Here is a 19,151-nt window from a genome sequence, read left to right on the forward strand (position 1 = left end):
TGGGCGGTTAGCAATCATTGTCATAGGGTCTTTAAAACGGGGTGTGCGCTGCTGGGACTGTTTATGCGGTTTGCGCCTGGCTCGTCCTGTACGCAGCATTTTTTTAACCTCTAGTTTTAACTGTCCGCGGGCATGAACATAGATCGCTTGGTAAATGGTTTCTACACACATATTCATTGCCGGGTTATCGGGATAGTTTTTCTTCAGCCACCCGCTAATTTGCTCCGGGCTCCAGTGTTTCTTTAACCCGTCCTCCACCAGTTCAAACAATAGCGCATTACGGTTAATCTTAGCTGGCTTAGGTCTTTTCCTGGCTTGTGCTACTTGTTGGTCAGCGTGATAGGGCTGATAGTCCCCTGTTAGAGGGCTGCGATGTTTATTTATCTCGCGGCTGATCGTTGAGGCTGCCCTGCCTAACTCTGCGGCAATCGCGCGAATACTTTTACCTGCATGAAGCCTATCGGCAATAATGATGCGCTCTTGCAGGCCTAGATAGTACGGTCCAACATTTTCAGGGATCTCCATTTTTGCACAGTACCAGGCAACGCTAGCCTTTTCGTTACGCCCGCTAGAGCGAGTACGCCCATTACGCCATACTTTCCCGGTACGTTTGGAAACGCCCACTACTTTGGCTGCTTGCGTAAAATTCAGCCCCTGACGCAAAAGCTCTACATAATGCTCACGCCGAGCAGCACACATCTTTGAACGGGACGGGTAAACAACACCCGCATACTCATACAACACCGTTGAAACATCCTTTCAAACTCGGTGTTGCAACCACCACTAGAACCTAAGGACGGGACTTTCGATACTGGGGGGGGGGAAATCAAAAATGTGAAAATCTGGGAGGGATAACTACAGTTCGTTATCCCTCCCAGATAGCTGCGGTAGCTTAGCTATTTTCCTGGCGGCGTTTGATGAGCACGCCAGACCCGATGATTACCGTGGCCAGTAGCGCTAACCAAGCAACCGGGGTACCGGTCTTAGTGATTTTTTCTGGGGGAGTGGGCGGCTCGTGCGGAGGCGGCGGGGTAGTAGATATCTTATTTACTACCGTGACTTCCCGGCGGATTACTCCGTCTTTATCCGTCTTGATCTTTCCGGTTTCGTTTTCATACTTTGCTAGCGGAACTGCCTTGATAGTGCCGTCGCCGCCGATTTCGCGCACCCCATAGTAGTAGCGCTGCTTGGCGGGATTGCTAGCCGGCAGTCCCTGAAGGGTCTTAGTCCACCCCTCGGCCTTGGTGACGTCAAACTTTTTGACCTTCTTGGCATCGCTAAACTTGGCGTCGGTAGCTTGCAGCAGTTCAAAACTGACTTTGTCAGGGGTTTTAGCATCTGGCACTGGTTTTTCGGAATCCTGCCATAGCCAGTGTTTATTAACCGTAATGTCTACCGGGGTAGGTACCGGGTTAACTACCGTGGCTACTAGCCAGGTTTCGGGCAGCTGCTTAGAGCGATCCAAAGCGGGACGCTGCGGCACTTTGCCGTTTTCTTGTTCGACTACCTGCCAGGGTTTTAACTGCAAGGTTTTAATCACTTTGCCCTTTGCGTTTAGCTCCTGGACTCCGTAGTAGTAGAAGTTGCCACTCTCATCTTTAATCGGCAGGTCGTTAAAGGTCTTCCGCCAGTTTTCCTCGGGTTTATCGGAGGGGCTGAGCGTGAAATCTTCGACCTTTGCAATCTGGTCAGCGTGCCCTGCCTGCGTAAAATCTATATCGGTACTGCGAATAAACCGCATCTTTAGTTCTTTGACCGGGATATCGCTGGCGCGAGCCGGCAGTTCGGGAGCTTCCTTCGTTTCCTGCCCGGTATCTCCGGCAGAGGGATCGTCACCGGCGGGATCCTTTTCCTGGTGATAGAGCCAAGCTTTCTCTACGGTTGCCTGTGCATATCCCCAATCGCCGAAAATTACCCCACCATTGGTACCGATACCGCCACCACGCGGAGCGCTATTTCCTTGGATCAGCAATTTTGCTGCAGCTTTGGCATTGGCCTTAGCCGCATCGTTAATGGGTACGGCTTGGAATCCTTGATCGTTGATGCTCATATATTTTAGCGGCATCGGTTTGGGACGCTCTTTTTCTGGCTTGTTCAGGGACGCCGGGTCAAAGCGTTTATCGCGATTATCGAAGTAATAGTTGATGCGTCCGCCCCCGAGCATATAGTCAGATACCCAGATGGGTGCTGCTCCGCTCGTGCCCAGGTTGGTGTGGGCAAGGTCGCTTCCGAAGCTATCGGCAGTATTGTCAAAGACCGCGCCCCCGTTATGCATCCGTAGCTCAATCGAGCCGGTAGGACATGACCAGATACCACCGCCCATAGATTCGATATTATTTGCGGTGGCCTTGTTCTTTGTCACCACTACGTCATGCAGATGCAGGTTGTAAGAAACGGTCGCTACGTAAATACCACCGCCTTGATCATGGGAGGTGTTGTTAAGGATTTGCCCAGCATTGATTTCAATCTGATTTGAAACCACGTTAACTCCGCCGCCGGTACGCAGGGCTTCATTATTCGAGATGGTGCCGCCATTGAAAATAAAGGCTCCGGGGGAGAGCTTGCCCCATTCCTCCTCACTGAGTCCCGATTGTTTTCCGGTTCCGGGAATCTCTTTATAGGTCTCGTTTGCTCCCCAAACATAGAGGTCGAGGGTGCCGATTCCGCCCCCATTGCCAGTGGTGTAGTTGGAATCGATCAGGCCGCCGTTCATGGTGATTACGGCATTACCGAATGCCAGTGCGCCCCCTCCGGAGAAGTAGGCATCATTGTTATGGATTTTTCCCCCGTTAATGGTGATGTTGTTTCGGGTTTCCAGAGCCTTCGGTAGGTCACCCATAGATGTGGCATCGACATATAGGTCATATCCTTCCAGGCCACCTGCCCAGCCTTTATTATGGGAGATTTCGCCGCCGTTTATAGTTACCGAGCCACCTTGGTAAACGCCAATCCCACCTACTTCGCCGTAGGCTCCATGCTCATATGAGGTTTCGCCGTAGCTGACTTCGCCGCCATTCATTTCGAATTGGGCGCCTTCGGATATGGCAATATTTGCGGCTCCGGATTGTGTGGTTGTGGCGCTGCCGATCTTACGTTTATTGTCGGTAACTTTACCGTCGTTGAGGACAAACTTCGCGGCTTTACCCCTAACTGTAATCGCCCCATAACGCTGACCGGTGCCGTTACGTACCCCCTCATAGCTGCCGCCGTTGATGGTCAGAGACCCTTCGTTATAGATCAGTTCCCCGCCGCCGGGTACCCACTCTCCTCGGCTTCGCAGATAAAACTTTCCGCCTTTTTCGTTATTACCCATGGTCAGGGAGGCGCCTTTTTCAACCTTTACCATGACCTCGGTAAAATCATCCTCGCGCACCAGGCCGCCCTCGGATGCAGCGGCTCCCCAAGGGGCAATCCCGTTTACGAGCTCAATATCGGCACCGGCAGGGATGACCACCGTAGAAGTGATCATGGTGTCGGCCATTCCACTCACCACAATCCGGGTGGGGGTGGTGCCGGCATCCTTGATTAATTGACGAAGTGTTGCCTCCTCACAGTAACTCCCGCATTCCACTACAGTGCGCCCGGCAGCTTGCGCAGACACCTGGTTTAGCTTTGCGTCTGTGGTTACCATCCAGGTAATCGCTAAGGCTGCAGTCAGAATTACCGCCGTCACCTCGGCTATTAAACGTCCAGTTATACTGCGGTTTGGCATAGTAGACCTCAAGATTAGGAGGGATATTGGTCAGGCTCAACCAATAAGGATGAATTACTTTTCATCCTACCTAAGATTGCTCTGCGTAATTGAGAGAATTTTCTTCTTCTATAAATTTCTGACCTGTATCTTGGTGGCAGTAGCTGTCTATTTGGACAGGTGAATAGCTACCGAGCGCAACCTTTTGGCGTTGGAGGCGCGTGAAAGAGGCTGGGAATTTTTCCGGTAGATTTGTGGGGAAAGTTACGATTCTGCAACTAGCACGGTAGCTCCGCTTTCCGCTAGCTCGGCGCGTTGCTTAGGGGTTACTTTCTGGTCGACAACAATGTAGTCGAATTCGTCCAGCTCGGTGGTGACTTGAAAGGCGCTGCGGGAAAATTTTTGATGGTCGGCAAGTAAAACTTTTATTTTTGCTGCCGCAAACATTGCCCGTTTGAAATCAACTACATAGTCAATAGGGTTGTAGGTGGCGTGCACGCTGATAGCGGCGTCAGAAGTAAAACAGATATCTGCTTGCAAGTGTTTTAACATATCGGTTGCCAGGGAGCCGTAAAAGGCATTAGCCCAGTTAACATATCTGCCGCCAATCAGTATTTCTTGTACTCCCTCCAGCTCTTTGACTTTTTCAAATACAGTTAGCGAGTTACTGATAATCGCCAGGGGAACCACTCGATCCAGCATTTCTACTATCGGCAAGGCAGTAGAGGAGTCATCTAGGAGGACTGCATTTCCCGGTTTTATTAGTTCCGCGGCTTTGCGACAAATAGCCTGTTTCTCAGTCACTGATTGCGCCGATCGCAGTTCCGGAGGCATTTCCGAGGTAGAGGTAGGGTAGGGACGCAATTGGCCATTGGTGCGTAGCACGGTGCGCATTTCTTCTAAAGCTTGCACATCGCGGTAGACGGTTACGGGCGAAACCGCTAGCTTTTTGGCGGCATCTGTGATGTTGATTGTTCCCTGGTCGGTGACCATTTCCAGCAACTTCTGACGGCGCTGATTGGGTCTAAGCTTTTCGGCTGGGCGCATTCTGTCTTCCCTTCCTGAACCGGAGAAAACCTGGACTTTCAGCTAGGTTTTGAAATATTCACGGCGATAGCTAACAAAAATATTTTCATATTACTTGCAAAATTATACGAAAACATGATAAATTTTATCATAGTTGAGAGCAATGAGGCACAACAAACTGCTGAAAACAAAGGAGATTTCTATGTCAGAAATTGTCATTGGTGTTGACGGGGGTACTACCGCGGTTAAAGCGGTGGCCTTTGACCTTACCGGTAAAATCAAGGCGCTTCATCACGAGTCGGTGCCGGTGCAATATGGCGTAAGTGGTCAAGCCGAACAGGATATGAACCAAATTTGGAATGCCGTGGCTACCTGTTTACGCGAAGTAGTACAGCAGACTAAGGGCGATAAAGTGGTGGCCATCGGCCTGACTGGTCAAGGCGACGGGATCTGGCTGATCGATGAGGACGGAAACCCAGTACGGCCGGCAGCTAACTGGCTAGATGGGCGCGCAGTTGACCGGGTCGAGAAATGGAAAGCAGACGGCAAAGCCCAAAAAATTCTAGAGGTAACCGGGACCACCGTATTTGGGGGGCTATTCCCGGTTCTCTACGATGAGCTGCGGGAAACCGAGCCAGAAGTAATTGCGAAAGCCACCACCCACTTGAACTGTAAAGACTGGATCCGTTTCAAACTAACCGGGGAGCGCCTAACCGACCATACGGAAGCCTCCCGATCCTTTTTCAATATCTTCACCGGTGATGGTTTTGATAAGCAGCTAGCCAAAGATTTAGGTATCGAGGATGCTTTAACTCTCTTGCCGGAGATTCGCCATCCTGCCGGTCCGTCCTCACCAGTAAGTGCCCAGGCGGCCAAAGAGACCGGGATCCCCGAAGGGACCCCGGTTGGAGTAGGAATGATCGATGTGGCGGTTACCGCTATGGGGCTGGGAGCTGTCAATAATGGCGATAGCTATTTGATTCTCGGCACTACTGGTTTCGTGGGCACCCTGCTTCCCAGCGGGAAAGAGCGTCATTCTGACTTATCGATGGTACTTGCTACCGGAAACGATAAACAGGTTTTAGAGTTTATGGCTCCGATGACTGGGACCCCGAATCTCGACTGGATTCGCATGGTGCTACGTCTAGACGAACTGGATTGGAACGAAATTGAAAGTCGAGCCCGGCGCTCGCCAGCCGGATCCGAGGGGGTTATTTACTTGCCTTATGCCTCGCCAGGAGGAGAACGCGCACCCTTTGCTGATGTAAATGCCTCGGCTTCTTGGCAAGGGCTTTCGCTGGTTACCAAAAAGCGCGATATTCTCCGTTCTGTTTACGAGGGCGTGTCCTTCACTTTGGCAGAATGCGTTGAAGCTTTGGAGATCGATGGTGATCTGATTGTTTCTGGCGGGGGTTTCCGTTCGGATTTGGTATGTGAGATTTTATCTAACACCACCGGTAAGCGGGTTTTGAGGCAAGATACTCCGGAAGCGGGTGCGCGGGGGGCAGCGGTCTTGGCGCTGGTGTCGGCAGGTCGCTTTGACTCAGTTGAGCAGGCGGGACAAGCTTTGGGAACTAAGATGGAAACCTTTGAAGCGGACCCCAGTGAACAAGCCAAATACGAAAAAATACACGACGTATTTAAAGAAACTCGGGATGCCTCCCAATCGGTGTGGAAGCAGCTTCGGGCTTTGCGTTCTCTAAGTAATGAAAATAACCAGTAGACCCAGTGCGGAAGGTAATAATGAAAGTTCTTTTAGCTGGTGACCAGTTTGTCACCAACCAGGTTTTAGAGGAAGCCCTTACGCAGAAATTACCGCAGGTGCAGATAGCGAAGATTTCTTCATCTTGGCCGGTACCTCCTTTTCAGGATGTGGCAGAGGTAAAAGAGGCATTGGGGGATGAGGATGAGCTTATCGCTGCTCTAAAAGGTTGCGAAGTGGCTTTTTCCCATACTTTTCCTTTTACCGAAAAAGTTATTTCTGCTAGCCCGGATCTAAAGCTAATCACTATTTGTCGCGGTGGCCCGGTAAACGTCAATATCGAAGCTGCTACCCGCCACGGGGTCATGGTGTCTTATACCCCAGGTAGAAACGCTATTGCCACCAGTGAACACACTGTGGCCATGATTTATGCGGCTTTGCGACAGATTCCCCAGCGGCACCTGGAGCTAGTCAACGGTAAATGGCGTTCAGATTACTACAAGTTTGAAAACGTGGGACCGGAGTTGGCTTGTTCCACTGTCGGACTGGTTGGCTACGGTGCGGTCGGGAAACTGGTAGCTAAAACCCTTTTGGCTACTGGCGCTAAAATCGTGGTTTATGATCCTTGGGCAGATACCGCCAATGCGCCTAAGGAACTAAAGTTTGTTGATTCTCTAGAGCAGCTATTTGAATTCAGTAACATCGTATCTATCCATGCGCGGGCGACTGCCGATAATCACCATATGGTGGATGCGAAAATGTTGGCGCTGATGCCGGAGGGGGGAATAATTGTCAACTGTGCTCGGGGATCGCTGGTCGATTACGACGCTGTTTGTGACGCCCTGGATAGTCATCATCTCTATGCGGCAGCTTTCGATGCGCTCCCCTTAGAGCCGCTACCGCTGGATCATCGGTTATTGAAAACTGAGCGGGTAACCCTTACTCCTCACCTGGGAGGAGCTTCGCAGGATTCTGCGCGTTTAGCTGCCCGAATCGGATCCGAAGATATTGTCAGATTCAGTGAGCAAAAAGCGCCGCTGCATTTGTCCAATCCCGAAGTATTAGCGCAAAAGAAATAGTCGTAGGAGTTTAGAAAAATGTTAATGGAAAAAGAGCGTCAAGAAATTGTTGACACCTGCTTATTTATGCAGCGCGAGAAACTGATTGTTTCCACTGCCGGAAACGTTTCGATTCGCAAAGGCGATTTAGTGGCCATCTCCCCCTCGGGAGTGCCTTATGAATCTATGACTGCAGAAGATGTGGTGGTTTATAACCTAGATAATGAGCATGTTGATGGGGACTTAAAACCCTCTACCGAATTGCCCTTGCATCTGAGTGTTTACCACTCCACTGATGCGCAGGCGATAACCCATAATCATGCGCCCGCCTCTACAGCGCTGTCGCTGGTGGTGGAGGAGATTCCTCCCTCGCACTACTATTCGGCAATGTTTGGGGGAGTAATCAGGGTTGCGCCCTATGCAGAGTTCGGTACCCCGGAGTTGGCGCAGAACGTAACTGATGCGCTTAAGGATCGCAAAGGCGCCTTGATGTCTAATCATGGGGCCATCACGATCGGGGAAACCGTTAAAAAAGCAGTTAACCTGCTACCGGTTTTGGAATATATCTGTGAAATTCAGTTGCGGGCGATGGCTACCGGTGCCCCCATTAAGCTGCTAACTCAGGCGCAAATGGATGATGCCCTGGGAGCCATGTCCAGTTATGGGGTGCAGCCCCACAAAAAACAATAAAACTGTTTTATCCTAAGCAGCAGGGTTGCCGTCAGCGGGTTTTAATAGACTCGCTGGCGGCAACTTTGTTTCCACGCGCTATCGGTTGCAATGGCAAGGGCTACCAAGAGTGCGTGTCTCCAAAACAGCTATCTTTCTTTATACGTGGTCCGGCGTAACTAGTTTTTAGTTGCCACCGGTTTTGAATTCCCCACTGTTAGCAGTTAATAGATTTCTTCCAGACCAGTGAAATCGCTATCCGAATCGATAATCTCCTGCAAGCCCAACTTTGGATCTTTTGTTAGAAGATCTTCAATAATTCCCCGTTTATCTTTATATTTATCTTTGCGGGCATTGAAAAAATCGAGAGTCTTTTCAATCAATGCCAGTAGCTCCCCGCTGCGGGCAGCGCTAGCGATTACTCCTTCCTGGGCTCGTTCCAGATGCCATAAAGCCAATAACTTTGAAAATAGCCAATCGACGTCAGCGTTTTCCAGGGGCACGTTTTTTCCATGTAGAGCTTCTTGGAAATGTTCTTCGTCATCAGCGTCTAGCTCATCTGCCAGGAAATCGAGAGTATCGACTACTCCCTGATAAAGCCACAGAGAATCTTTAGGGGGAAAGATCAATAAAGAACCGTCATCTTCTCGTTGCCGGGAACGCAACTCACCAAAATTCCCGGCTAGTAGCCGGTCGCGAAATTTTGTTACTGCCCGGCGTCTATTTCTCCAATTTCGGTCATCTTTAAACCCTTCTAGGGTTTTTACTCGGGTAGCCGCAGCATCTTTCGGCCAGTTTCCCACCCAGGTGGCATCGACAAAATCATAAAAGTTCAGCGAAAGTTTTCGCAGGCTACCATAGTATTTTTCAACTACTAGGAAGTCGGTAGTTTTTATCCAGCTGAGGTCGCCACCATAAAAAATATGGGGATAGGTAAAGGGGAGGCGCGGATCTTCTATTACCGGTACCCACACTGAACCCATATCGTAGCCGTAGTCATGCAGAACCAAGTTCGGATTGCCTGCTATTTGTTCGCCAATAGTAGCTAGTGCCTGCGCAAAGGGTACTTCCATTCCTTCCGGAGGTTCTAACCCATCTAAATCGTCCAGGCAGTCGACACCTTCCCAAAGTTCCGCCACCACCTCACGAGGGATTTTTATCTGTTGCTCTTTCAGAGCATTAAGAATCAGCATGAGCGCGCACCCAGGCTCGCCTACCTCTAAGAGCTCTTCCACATTGCTGTGTAGCACCGCGTCGTACCTGCCTTTTTCTAGTAACAACCTCCCCAAAGATTCGGTGCACGAATAATTAACTGGCTCGTCACGCTTAGGGTCTTTCAGTCGGTAGCTACCCGGCCACTCGAAACTGGTATCAAACCTTGCTTCATAAGAGGCAACGTACGCATGTAAGTCTTCGGGGAAATAGCGGAGTGCTGATTGCGCCATAAACTTCATGCGCTTATCAATCCCGTACAGGGTGGAATAGTATGCCCAGGCGATAGCGCCGGTGATTGCCCCCATCGTGTCCGCATCGCCCCCTAACCAAATGGTGTTGCGAATAGCGTCCTCAAAACTAATCGACTCTGTAAACGCCCTGATAGCTTGAGGTACGGTACCTTGGCAGGATTCATCAAAATGGTAGTTAGCCTTGATTTCAGCGAGAGATTGGTTAAGAGGATAGAAATGCTCCGAAATGTAGTATTCGATTTCCTGCTTGCTTCGGCTGTTGCGCGCTAAATAGATCGCCGCGGCCACCGCCTTTGCGCCTTTGATACCTTCGGGGTGGTTGTGAGTGACTGCCGCACTTATTTCCGCAAATTTGAGGGCTTCCTCTAGCCTCTTAGCGCATTCAGCGGCAGCCGATACCCGCATGGCGCTGCCGTTTCCCCAAGAGTTGTAGGGGCGGGGATTATCTTCAAATAGCCAAGCTGCAAAACGGCCTCCGTAGGAGCCCATAGGCTCGGGGAAGCGCCGCCCTATTTCCTGCATACGTTGGACCAGAAGCTCGCAGAGACGCTGCTCAGTGCGCTCGGAATCTTTAAGGTTTAGCCACCTTAAAAACGCCATTCCCTGAGCGATAGTCATTAAGGAATCATCGGTGTAGTTAGCGTCATAGGGAAACAGCTCAAAATCACGGCGAGCTACCGGTGAGAACTCCCGGGTTGACCCAATAACATCCCCGATAATCGCGCCGATCATGACGATTCCTCCTGTAAATGGATTACTGCTGCTTTTACTATTATGTGCTCCTGTTTCAGATACCGGCAGTAAACTTCCGGTTTTCTGTTAATTCGAAAGGTGGATGGAAGGTCCTGCTTACTATGCTTAGCGCTTGGCTATAGCGGCTGGGACTATGTGCGCTGTTTAGAGGATGTCAACTTTCCGAATTGTTTTATATTTCCGAGCCGGTAAAGGCGGAAACTTTAGTCACGATGCACCGGAGCTGCTCGCAGTCATAGAGTAGGAGCGATGCATTTTTCACAGCGAGTGAGCCTTTCTGACCCCAACGCCATAACCTTGGCGGCGGGGAAACGGCGCGACCAGGGGCAGAAACTGGTAAATATCTCTGACTCGAATCCCACTCGGCATGGGTTAGGGGAAGCAAAGAATCCCTACCAGGCAGATCCGCGCGGGCAAGGAGAAGCCCGCCGCGCCCTCGCGGGTTTCCTTTCCCAGAGGGACGGTCGCAGCGTCAATCCCGATAACCTTTATCTGCTTAGTTCGACTTCCCAAGGCTACTCCTGGCTGATGAAACTGCTGTGTAATCCCGGGGAGGCAGTGCTGGCTCCAACGCCGGGATATCCGTTGATAGAGGCGTTGGCTAACTTAGAAAATGTGCAGGTGGATTCCTATAGTTTTGCTTGGCTAGGGCGAAAATGGGAACTGGATCCACTCTCGCTGCCGGCTACTGGTGTTTCCCCGCGTCCGCGAGCCCTAGTAGTCATCAATCCGGGTAACCCCACCGGCGCCTATTTAGATAGGGGAGAGCGAGAGAGGGTGCAAGAATACTGCGCCGCTAATAATCTGCCCCTGATCGCCGATGAAGTGTTCTATGACTTCCCCTTGGCTGCGGCTCCGGAATCTCGTGCCCGTCTAGCCGGTTGCCCTGAAATCCTCACTTTCGCCCTCGATGGTTTGTCAAAGAATCTTTGTGCCCCCGGTTTCAAGATTGCTTGGCTGGAGGTATCGGGACCGGAGGCGCTGGTGGAGGAGGCGAAAGCGCGTTTAGATATCATCGCGGATGCCTTCTTGCCCTTTAGTGATATTTTGGCCGCGCACCTGCCTGGTTTTTTGGAAAAAATCCCGCCGCAGTTGGAGGAAACTCGCGGGCGGTGCGCCGCCAACCTGGACACGTTGCAAGGATTAGTGGGGGAGGATCTGGCCAGCCCGCTAACGGTGATGGCCCCGCAAGGCGGCTGGAACGTACTGCTGCGTTTCCCCGCGCATATTGTTGAGGATGAGCTGGTGGAAAAACTCTTAAGCGACTATGGGATTTATTGCCAGCCCGGCTACTTTTTTGACTTGCCCTTCAGCGGCACTATCAGCCTGTCTCTGCTGTTAGAGACAGATTCTTTCCGCGAAAATGCCGCCAAAGTTTTACGTACCATCACGGCCTTTAGCTAGGGGAGTGACCACTGTATTCCGCTTCCTCCCAGTTGGGCTGGAATCCTAGAAATTATTTCCCAGCTGTCCGGGGAAGAGGAACGGCTACGCCCTGCGGAAGGATTTATTCTAATAACTGTGATCTAGATCTGAAACTGATCCTAAAAAATAACGCTGCCCGCAGCGCCACATAAGTAACACTGCGGGCATCGCCTTTTATCTAATTTTTAACGATTACTGGCTGCGCTTGGTGCGGCGGGAGAGCAGTAACACTCCGCTCGCGACCAGTAGTGCCCCCAGCGCGATAGCCCCAGTTACCTGCGAACCGGTCCTAGTTAAAGGCGGGTTGGGCGGGGTAGTCGGTGGGGGCACCGGAGGGGTGCTAGGGGGAGTAGTCGGAGGAGTAGTGGGCGGCGGCAGCTCGCTGTTACTTACCGTCAGCTTTTGCTCATTCTCGTGTACTTCTGTCTTGCCGATGGTAGTGGTAAACCCAGCAACAGGAGTTTCTTTCACCGTATAAACGATTGGTTTATTAGCGGCATCCACTGGGGGCAGATCAGTGAAGGTATGAATCCATTTACCTTCACTATCTGCTTTAACTGTCACCGGTTTCCCCACGGGAGTTTCCCCGGCCATTAGTTGCAGCTCAATAGTTCGAGAAAGATCGAGCGCTTGCAGCGGGGTTCCTTCGGCGCTAAGCCACTTCTTTTCTACTGTTACCGAGGTCTTGGGGAAGTTCGATACCTTTACCGCAGGTATTTGGGCCTCAGTGGCGTCTTCCGGAGAAACCTTAAATTCGGTAACCGAAGATTTCGCATAGTAGCCTGCCGGAGTCTTGAGTTCCTGCGCGTAATAGGTGCCAGCCTCCATCCACTTGGCTGTATTTGGGGTGAAGGTGCCGTCAGCTCCGGTTGTAAAGGTTCCGTCTTCGTTACCGCCGGGGACTGCTACGCTAATTACTTTTTTAGTTGTGCAGGTTTTGGGATCAGAGTCGTCCTGGCAAACTTTAAGATCAAGCAGTTTGGGCAGATCTTTCTTCTTGCAAGCATAGCCTCCATCTTTTTCTGGCAGATATTCCTTCATATCTGGCTCTTTATAGAGCTGGAACTGAGCCTCAGGAAGCTGCTTCTTAGTAACCGCGTCCGACTTAATAAGCTTGAAGCTGGTCAAACTGGGTTCATAAGTGTAGTAGAAGTGCTGGGTGTCCAGTCCACTGGAGTGAATGTCATACCAGAAGTTCTTGCCGGCAATGTAGTTTGTTAAAGAGCCGGGCAATGAGGGGTTCTCTAAATCTACAGCTGGACCGTATTTAGCATCGATAATCGGCAGATTGTTGTCCCGGTAGGCGTATCCAGGAATAGTACGGGCAATAGATTCAACGCTGGGACGGAAGGGGAAATTAGCTCGTCCTTTCCAGGGGGTACCGTCCCGCTGATCAATTTCTTCCTCATAGCTGCGGAAACCGTGGCGATGCACGTATTTATCGCTGGGACCCACATAGTTAAAGGGGCGCAACCAGGTGAAGTGGTCGAAATTTCCAGGTACCCGCCCGGTCTGTGAAACCTGGTAGGGCCAGGCTGCCATACCTAATTCAACATATTCCTCGCGGAAAGGAATCTCGGTAGAGTACGGCAGCTCTGGATAAATTTCTTTGGTAGTAATTCGATCACGGAAGGGCGCCAGCTGGCGATCTTCCAGGCAGCGGATAGTTTCAAAAGTTGAATTTTCATCAGGGAGCTTGAGTTTCAGGTCATCATTGCGTCCCGGAAGGGGTTTATCTTTAGCGACCGGGTCTTTCACAAACTCACGGTAATCGGCATCTTTCACAAAGCGGAAGTCCGCGCCGGCCATAGGATATTTGTTGTAGTCGATGTAAAGTCCGTTAGCGGTGGCTCCAATAGCGGGGTTGCCATCTCCGGTAGAACCAGTTCCCCAGCTCAAACCAGCTTGTACCGCATCAATCGGCACCCAGGCATCGAATTGGAAAGTGTGCTCCTCGCCGTCAGCGAAAGTATCTTCAAAGACGTGGTGAAAGGGCTCCCAAAAATCATCTTCACGTCCGCCGATTCGCTGCGGGACTCCGTTCTTGTGAACAACCATGCTCTCGATGCTGTTGCGATTAAAACTCGGTAGCTTTTCTTCTGCCGGTTTACCGTCATAGAGGAAAGTCTGGAAGGGTGTCCAGTGGTAATTCTTTGGTCCCTCACCCCGCTTGTAATACTGCCAAGTTGCGCCGAAACGGAACTGATTAGTGGGATAAAGATGAGAGTTCCCGCTGCTACGAAAACGAACCGTAGTGCGCAAACCATCGCAAGGGAACAGAGTTGCGTGAAACGCAAAAGTTCTCAAATAGGTAACTTCCGGGTTATCGGGAATGACGCACTTGCCGTCTTTAATGCTCCCCACTAGCCGCTGAAAGGTCATCTCGTATTTAGGGAAGGAGGTCTGAGCCTGCGCTTTTACCGGTACAAAGGAACACGCCAGTACCACGCTGAGGGCAAAGAATAAAAAGATCGCGAAGGGACGACTGAAATCTCTGTTGCGCAAGAGGGATCTCCTTACTCACTGTGCTTGCTGTGAGCTAGAACGAGGGTGTTCACCGTCAAAATAGCTAATAGCTTTACAATACTCTTTTAATCAAAGTTACTCAAAGGTTCTGCTATGTGCTGCAACCTATAACTGATTGCTCTTAACTTCCCCGTACCATTCAGAGTGCTAAAAGTGTGGGACGAGGATTGCAGAACACACGGTTAGTCATTCTTACAAATGTATCTTTTTGACAGTGCCCTACCCGTACCACCTATCTAATGCTCCCCGGTCGAGCCGAGCGATTTCTTGCAGATCAAGTTTCCATATCTCGTTTCCGCAAATCGCGTACAGCACGTCATCGTGGGCATCGAGGTAACAATGTTTTAAGGGTTTTCCTTCGGGGGAACGTAAAGCCCCAATCCCGCGATGCTCAATCCCCTCAGGGACACGTACCCCGTAGTTAAAGACGTCAAGATCATAGGGGTAAAGAGCAGCAAAGCGTTCATCATCAGCAACCAAATAAGATGCTGCCGGACCTTCTTTACATATAACCTCTACCTCATCGCCGACTATTCTGGTAACCGCAAAATCTGTATAGGAACAGTTCCAGACACCTTTAAGGCCAACGTTAAGAGCGTAAATGTCGCAGATCCAGGGAGCACCTTTAGTGTCGCCCGGATAGGACCAATCGAGTGAAAGATCGGCGGTATATCTATTAAGTCCTGGTTCCCCGATGGGGGCTTCGGTTGGGTAATACTGTTCGGTTTTCTCGTCCCAGAGACTGCCCCAGCCGTAGTTCCCGAGAACTCCCTCATCGAAGTAACCTATCCACAACCGATCTTCAGCGTCCGTGTACATTTTGGCAATCCCGTCACCGACACATGCTTCTTTCAGTAAGTCGCCTTCCGGAGAATACAAGCCCGCATTCTTTTCTCCGCCATCGGGCGTCCACCTTGCCCGGCCAGCTACTTGAATTACGCGTCCATCGCTCAGCATTTGTACATCAGAGCTGGCGCGCGAAGTCTCTTTAATATCAACGCGGTGATCGCCGCAGACAACTAAATTTCGGATGGGGGAGCGGGTGGTGCTACGAAGAAAAGATGCTCCCCCTGAGTTTAGTACCCGCTCAAAAGCCAGATCTGCATCTTTAGGAGTAGCCCACTGGGTGAGCAGTTCTCCCCACACGGTAATACCCGCAAAAATCAACTCCAGGTCTGGTTCTGGCGGTTCAAAACTTGAGTGTCGCCGGAACCGTACCTCCGGTAACTCTCCGCGTTCATAAGCCTCAGTAATTAAATGCTCCGACTCCTCGAAGCCATCTTCATTGAAAAGCATCCCTGCCGCCTCCAAATAATAGTTTGTGAAAAATAATAGACATACTGATTAGATTTTTTCAGCCGAAATCGTCAATCGTTAGTTATTTTTTAAGGACTCTTGAGTATGAAGTTACTGCCAATCTCTGCTTCGCCTGCTTTAAACTGTATTGCCGACATTGATTCATTTGTCGCTACTCGAATGCTTCTAGAGCTTCTGGTTCCAGATCGCCGCCAGCAACCCATTCCCTAACTGTTTCCTCAATCTCTTTGGATAAATGCACGTTATAGTAAGAAGCCCAATCGAGTGCTAACTCGATATTGATACCATCATGACGCTCAATTTCTAGTAAATCATTCACTACAGATACAAGCCCTACCTCAGATATGGCAGCCAGGATGCCCTCCCACAAGTCTTCAGAATATTGCATGTTATAAATCGCCCCTGCCGAGATAGAAGATTGCTGTATCGCTATGACTGCTAGCTTATTGCTGGCGACCTTGCCTGCAAAGCAAGCGCAACTACCGTAAATCTGCGAAAAGAGTTGCGGAAGAAATCTGCCGTTTACGAATCTGCCCCAGTATCGTTACAAATATGGCAAACAGATCCGCATCGGGATCTAATATAAATGCCAGGGTTGAAAGGAGGGAGTCACCGACGGCTCTAGTGATGAAGGCTCGCGATTCGCGTGCCTCTGTCAATCAGGACGGCAGGGGATTACCCTGCCATTGGTTCACAGATTGACATGGAATTTGCCACGTCGTGGCAAAAGAAAGCCCTAGGCTGACAGTAGATCGTTATGGAACTTCCTCCTTTCAACCCCATAGTGAAACCGGCAAAAGTCGCGCCCGCGCAGATTAACTCGCTTAGGCATCTTCTGCGTTTGCATAACCTAGAGAATCCAGAAGAATCGATTCTGTATCCGTCTGCACATGTAGCAATCAGCAGCCATAATACGGCAGAAATTTGGCTCGATCACGATAAAACTACACCGCTGCGTAAAGTCCCCTTGTACTACAGATATCGAAGTGTCCCCAAGCATTCTGGGGGCAGGCGGATATTGTCGGAACCAAGTTCCAGTTTGAAAAGTCTACAGCGATGGATACTGCGGCATTGCTTCACCGACGATATGGTTTCCCCTGCCGCCTACGCATATCGCCCGGGACGTTCAATTCAAGATTGCGCAGCCGTACATATTGGCGCTAAATGGCTCCTTAAGTTCGACCTCAAGGATTTCTTTGGGGGAATTTCCGAGGCTCGGGTATATGAACTCTTTAGAGCGATTGGGTATAAAGAACTTGTCGCGTTTGAACTAGCGCGTCTGACAACTTTCCTGCCGGATAAAAATCTAAGACGCAATATTCAAGCGCTATATAACGAAAAGTTCGGAATAACCCCGGCGGCGCGGAACTACACGAAGCTCGAAATAACAAGAGATAGCAGCGACGGCCCCTACCCAAGGTATCGAGACGGCGCGGGGAAGATCATACGGGGGGTGCTTCCGCAAGGAGCCCCCACGTCGGGGATTATCGCCAATATCTGTGCTGGCGAACTCGATAAAGAGCTTGCGTCTTTAGCGCTGTATAGCGGTTTAAGATATTCGCGGTACTGTGATGACTTGTTTTTCTCCCCGCGGCCTGACCATGAACATTTTGACCGCAGTTTCGCAGGATTAATCATCCGTGACGTTAATCGAGCCGTACTAAAACATGGTTTTCGGATAAACCAAGGCAAAACCAGGGTAGTGCCACCCGGGTCTAAGAAGCTGATTTTGGGTCTGCAAGTGGACGACAGCGTTCGTCTCGATACCGCGTTTAAGAAAAATATTGACTACCACATACGCGGAATTGCTAAATTTGGTCTCCAGCAGCACGTAGCTCACGCCAAAGGCACTCCACCCCCGGTATTGAGTTTCCTAAACCATCTGCAAGGTCTAATCGCTTTCGCGAAAGGAATTGAGCATTGGTACGGGGAAACACGGGAAACAAACCTGAGAAAGGCATTATCGATTGGTGAAGTAACGCGATAATTCCCGTAAAAATCCTACTGACGCGGGCTGAGCGCGTAGTAACGGCACCAGTGTAGATTCATAAATTTAGGGGTACAGTATCCATATTTTTATGATTAGAGCCGCACTATTTTTAGCACTATAGATGCCATAATTTAAGGACTATGTTGCATTGTGCCTGCTAGATTAGCTTTTACTTAATTAACTTATTGAGAGAAACTGCCAGCTTCTTTCAAGCGGAGATACCAAGTAGTAGAGGGGGTAGGCCGGCATCTGCTGTTGCTTTTTGTGGTGTGCTCTCTTTGGATAGCGTCTCGGATACGGTGTGCAATCCAAAGATTAGGAATATTGTTGTTCATATGGAAAGCGCCCGCTAACAAGCCGAAGAAGAAAACAACCAACCCTAAGCTATGAAAAACCCAAACCTGAAAGCCTACGGCGAAACATTTGCCAAAAACATAGGGCTAGTCTTACGCGGGAAGATCGTCCAGCGCGGCCATGATGGAATAAACCTTGAGAACTACATCTTGGAAGAAAACCGGCATAAGCTCATCAAAGTCGGTGACGATGACCCAGACCTAACGGATTTACGCCAAGTCGATTCGATCCTTGCCTACATCAACCACGAAATGACCGGACTGGGTGACGACACATTTTTCATCGAACACGCAGCAGCCCCTGAAACGTGCCACAGCGTATTCCACAAGATCTTCACTTGCATGGGACAAGAGCAGCGCTACAACATGATGATGGGAATCCAAACCAAGTCGGCTTAAAAGCGCTTAGACATGACGGCGGCGAAGCAGCCATCCGCCAGTAATAGCCGCTGCCCCCAGAAGCGCGATCCAGAAAGAGTTAGCACCGGTAATGGGCCATCCCTCTGGATTCACCTGATTGGCCTGGTGGGTGGGTTTGGCAGTTGATTTACCGGTAGGTTCGGTAGTGGGTTCACCGGCAGCCTTTTCCCATTTCGCATGCACGGTTACATCAGCATTGATAGGTTTCGTGAAATCAAAGGCGGTAGCGAAGGTGTTATCGGTGTACCAGCCCTTAAACTCCCATCCTTTAGCAGAGGAAGCCGCCGGGGCGCTAGCCAGCTCGCCCTCAAGTACACTTTGGGCAGCAACCTGAGCCCCGTGACCACCCATATCAAAACTCACGGTATAAACCGGGGCAACCATCACCTGCAAGGTAACCGACATTGGTAGAACGTTATCGTTGCCAGTGGCGTATTTATAGGTTACCTTAGAGGCGCCCTCGTTAAGCTTCAACTGGCCATCAACGATAGTAGCGCCTTCCAGTTTCGTCACCTTACCTGCATCAAATCCAGCCGACAACTGGTCCACAGGCACCAGACGAGATGACCCAGGAACACGCACCGCCCAACTCTGATAAAATAATCTAGAACTACCCCTCAGGTTAGTGTTGTGCGACAAATCAACAGCTGTCAACTCATTACTGCCTAACGAAAGCTTTGTCAGTTTAGTGTTGGCCTTCAAATCAACAGCTGTCAATTGATTAAAGCCTAAATCAAGCTTTGTCAGTTTAGTGT

Annotated in this window: 14 protein-coding genes; 6 read left to right on the forward strand and 8 right to left on the reverse strand. The window is 50.3% G+C overall.

All coding sequences use genetic code 11. From position 1 onward, the window contains the following. The 3 genes from AC1EKS_RS08820 to AC1EKS_RS08830 form a co-directional block, all read right to left on the reverse strand. Positions 1 to 744 (reverse strand): transposase (locus AC1EKS_RS08820; RefSeq protein ID WP_481010374.1); only part of this gene is annotated, 744 nt, incomplete at its 3' end. A gap of 148 nt (positions 745 to 892) precedes the next feature. Continuing rightward, a complete protein-coding gene (locus AC1EKS_RS08825; protein ID WP_481010375.1) occupies positions 893 to 3,712 on the reverse strand; it encodes a Cna B-type domain-containing protein in 2,820 nt (939 codons plus the stop codon). A 243-nt stretch (positions 3,713 to 3,955) separates the two neighbouring features. Continuing rightward, positions 3,956 to 4,738 carry a DeoR/GlpR family DNA-binding transcription regulator gene (locus AC1EKS_RS08830; protein WP_481009774.1) on the reverse strand — a complete coding sequence of 261 codons (783 nt, stop codon included), beginning with the start codon at positions 4,736 to 4,738 and terminating at the stop codon, positions 3,956 to 3,958. 181 nt (positions 4,739 to 4,919) lie between these two features. Between AC1EKS_RS08830 and AC1EKS_RS08835 the strand changes: the two genes are divergently transcribed. The 3 genes from AC1EKS_RS08835 to AC1EKS_RS08845 are packed head-to-tail and all read left to right on the forward strand — an operon-like array spanning position 4,920 to position 8,167. Then, a complete protein-coding gene (locus AC1EKS_RS08835) occupies positions 4,920 to 6,440 on the forward strand; it encodes an FGGY family carbohydrate kinase (protein ID WP_481009775.1) in 1,521 nt (506 codons plus the stop codon). Positions 6,441 to 6,460: 20 nt separating this feature from the next. Further along, positions 6,461 to 7,498: a 2-hydroxyacid dehydrogenase gene (locus tag AC1EKS_RS08840; RefSeq protein WP_481009776.1), complete on the forward strand. Its 1,038-nt coding sequence runs from the start codon at positions 6,461 to 6,463 to the stop codon at positions 7,496 to 7,498. Positions 7,499 to 7,522: 24 nt separating this feature from the next. Next, positions 7,523 to 8,167, forward strand: coding sequence for a class II aldolase/adducin family protein (locus tag AC1EKS_RS08845; RefSeq protein ID WP_481009777.1), 645 nt, complete (start codon positions 7,523 to 7,525; stop codon positions 8,165 to 8,167). 203 nt (positions 8,168 to 8,370) lie between these two features. Here the strand turns inward: AC1EKS_RS08845 and AC1EKS_RS08850 are convergent, their stop codons facing one another. Continuing rightward, complete coding sequence (locus AC1EKS_RS08850; RefSeq protein ID WP_481009778.1) at positions 8,371 to 10,344, reverse strand: ADP-ribosylglycohydrolase family protein; 1,974 nt, start codon at positions 10,342 to 10,344, stop codon at positions 8,371 to 8,373. A 270-nt stretch (positions 10,345 to 10,614) separates the two neighbouring features. Here AC1EKS_RS08850 and AC1EKS_RS08855 point away from each other — a divergent pair, with 270 nt between their 5' ends. After that, positions 10,615 to 11,769, forward strand: a complete 1,155-nt coding sequence (locus AC1EKS_RS08855) for a pyridoxal phosphate-dependent aminotransferase (protein ID WP_481009779.1) — start codon at positions 10,615 to 10,617, stop codon at positions 11,767 to 11,769. Between the two features lie 213 nt (positions 11,770 to 11,982). On the opposite strand, the gene AC1EKS_RS08860 is transcribed toward AC1EKS_RS08855, so the two are convergent. The 3 genes from AC1EKS_RS08860 to AC1EKS_RS08870 form a co-directional block, all read right to left on the reverse strand. After that, positions 11,983 to 14,295, reverse strand: coding sequence for a Cna B-type domain-containing protein (locus tag AC1EKS_RS08860; RefSeq protein WP_481009780.1), 2,313 nt, complete (start codon positions 14,293 to 14,295; stop codon positions 11,983 to 11,985). Between the two features lie 240 nt (positions 14,296 to 14,535). Then, entirely contained in the window at positions 14,536 to 15,612 is a 1,077-nt protein-coding gene (locus AC1EKS_RS08865) for a hypothetical protein (protein WP_481009781.1), read from the reverse strand. Positions 15,613 to 15,784: 172 nt separating this feature from the next. Continuing rightward, complete coding sequence (locus AC1EKS_RS08870) at positions 15,785 to 16,021, reverse strand: hypothetical protein (RefSeq protein ID WP_215522997.1); 237 nt, start codon at positions 16,019 to 16,021, stop codon at positions 15,785 to 15,787. Positions 16,022 to 16,390: 369 nt separating this feature from the next. Here AC1EKS_RS08870 and AC1EKS_RS08875 point away from each other — a divergent pair, with 369 nt between their 5' ends. Continuing rightward, positions 16,391 to 17,620, forward strand: coding sequence for a reverse transcriptase family protein (locus AC1EKS_RS08875; protein ID WP_215522998.1), 1,230 nt, complete (start codon positions 16,391 to 16,393; stop codon positions 17,618 to 17,620). 389 nt (positions 17,621 to 18,009) lie between these two features. Then, on the forward strand, positions 18,010 to 18,375 hold the full coding sequence (locus tag AC1EKS_RS08880; RefSeq protein ID WP_481009782.1) for a hypothetical protein: 366 nt from the start codon (positions 18,010 to 18,012) through the stop codon (positions 18,373 to 18,375). A gap of 6 nt (positions 18,376 to 18,381) precedes the next feature. Here AC1EKS_RS08880 and AC1EKS_RS08885 read toward each other — a convergent pair whose 3' ends face one another. Next, entirely contained in the window at positions 18,382 to 18,951 is a 570-nt protein-coding gene (locus AC1EKS_RS08885) for an InlB B-repeat-containing protein (RefSeq protein WP_481009783.1), read from the reverse strand. Between the last annotated feature and the right edge of the window lie 200 nt (positions 18,952 to 19,151).

The organism is Varibaculum sp. C0165D1, from assembly GCF_056590355.1.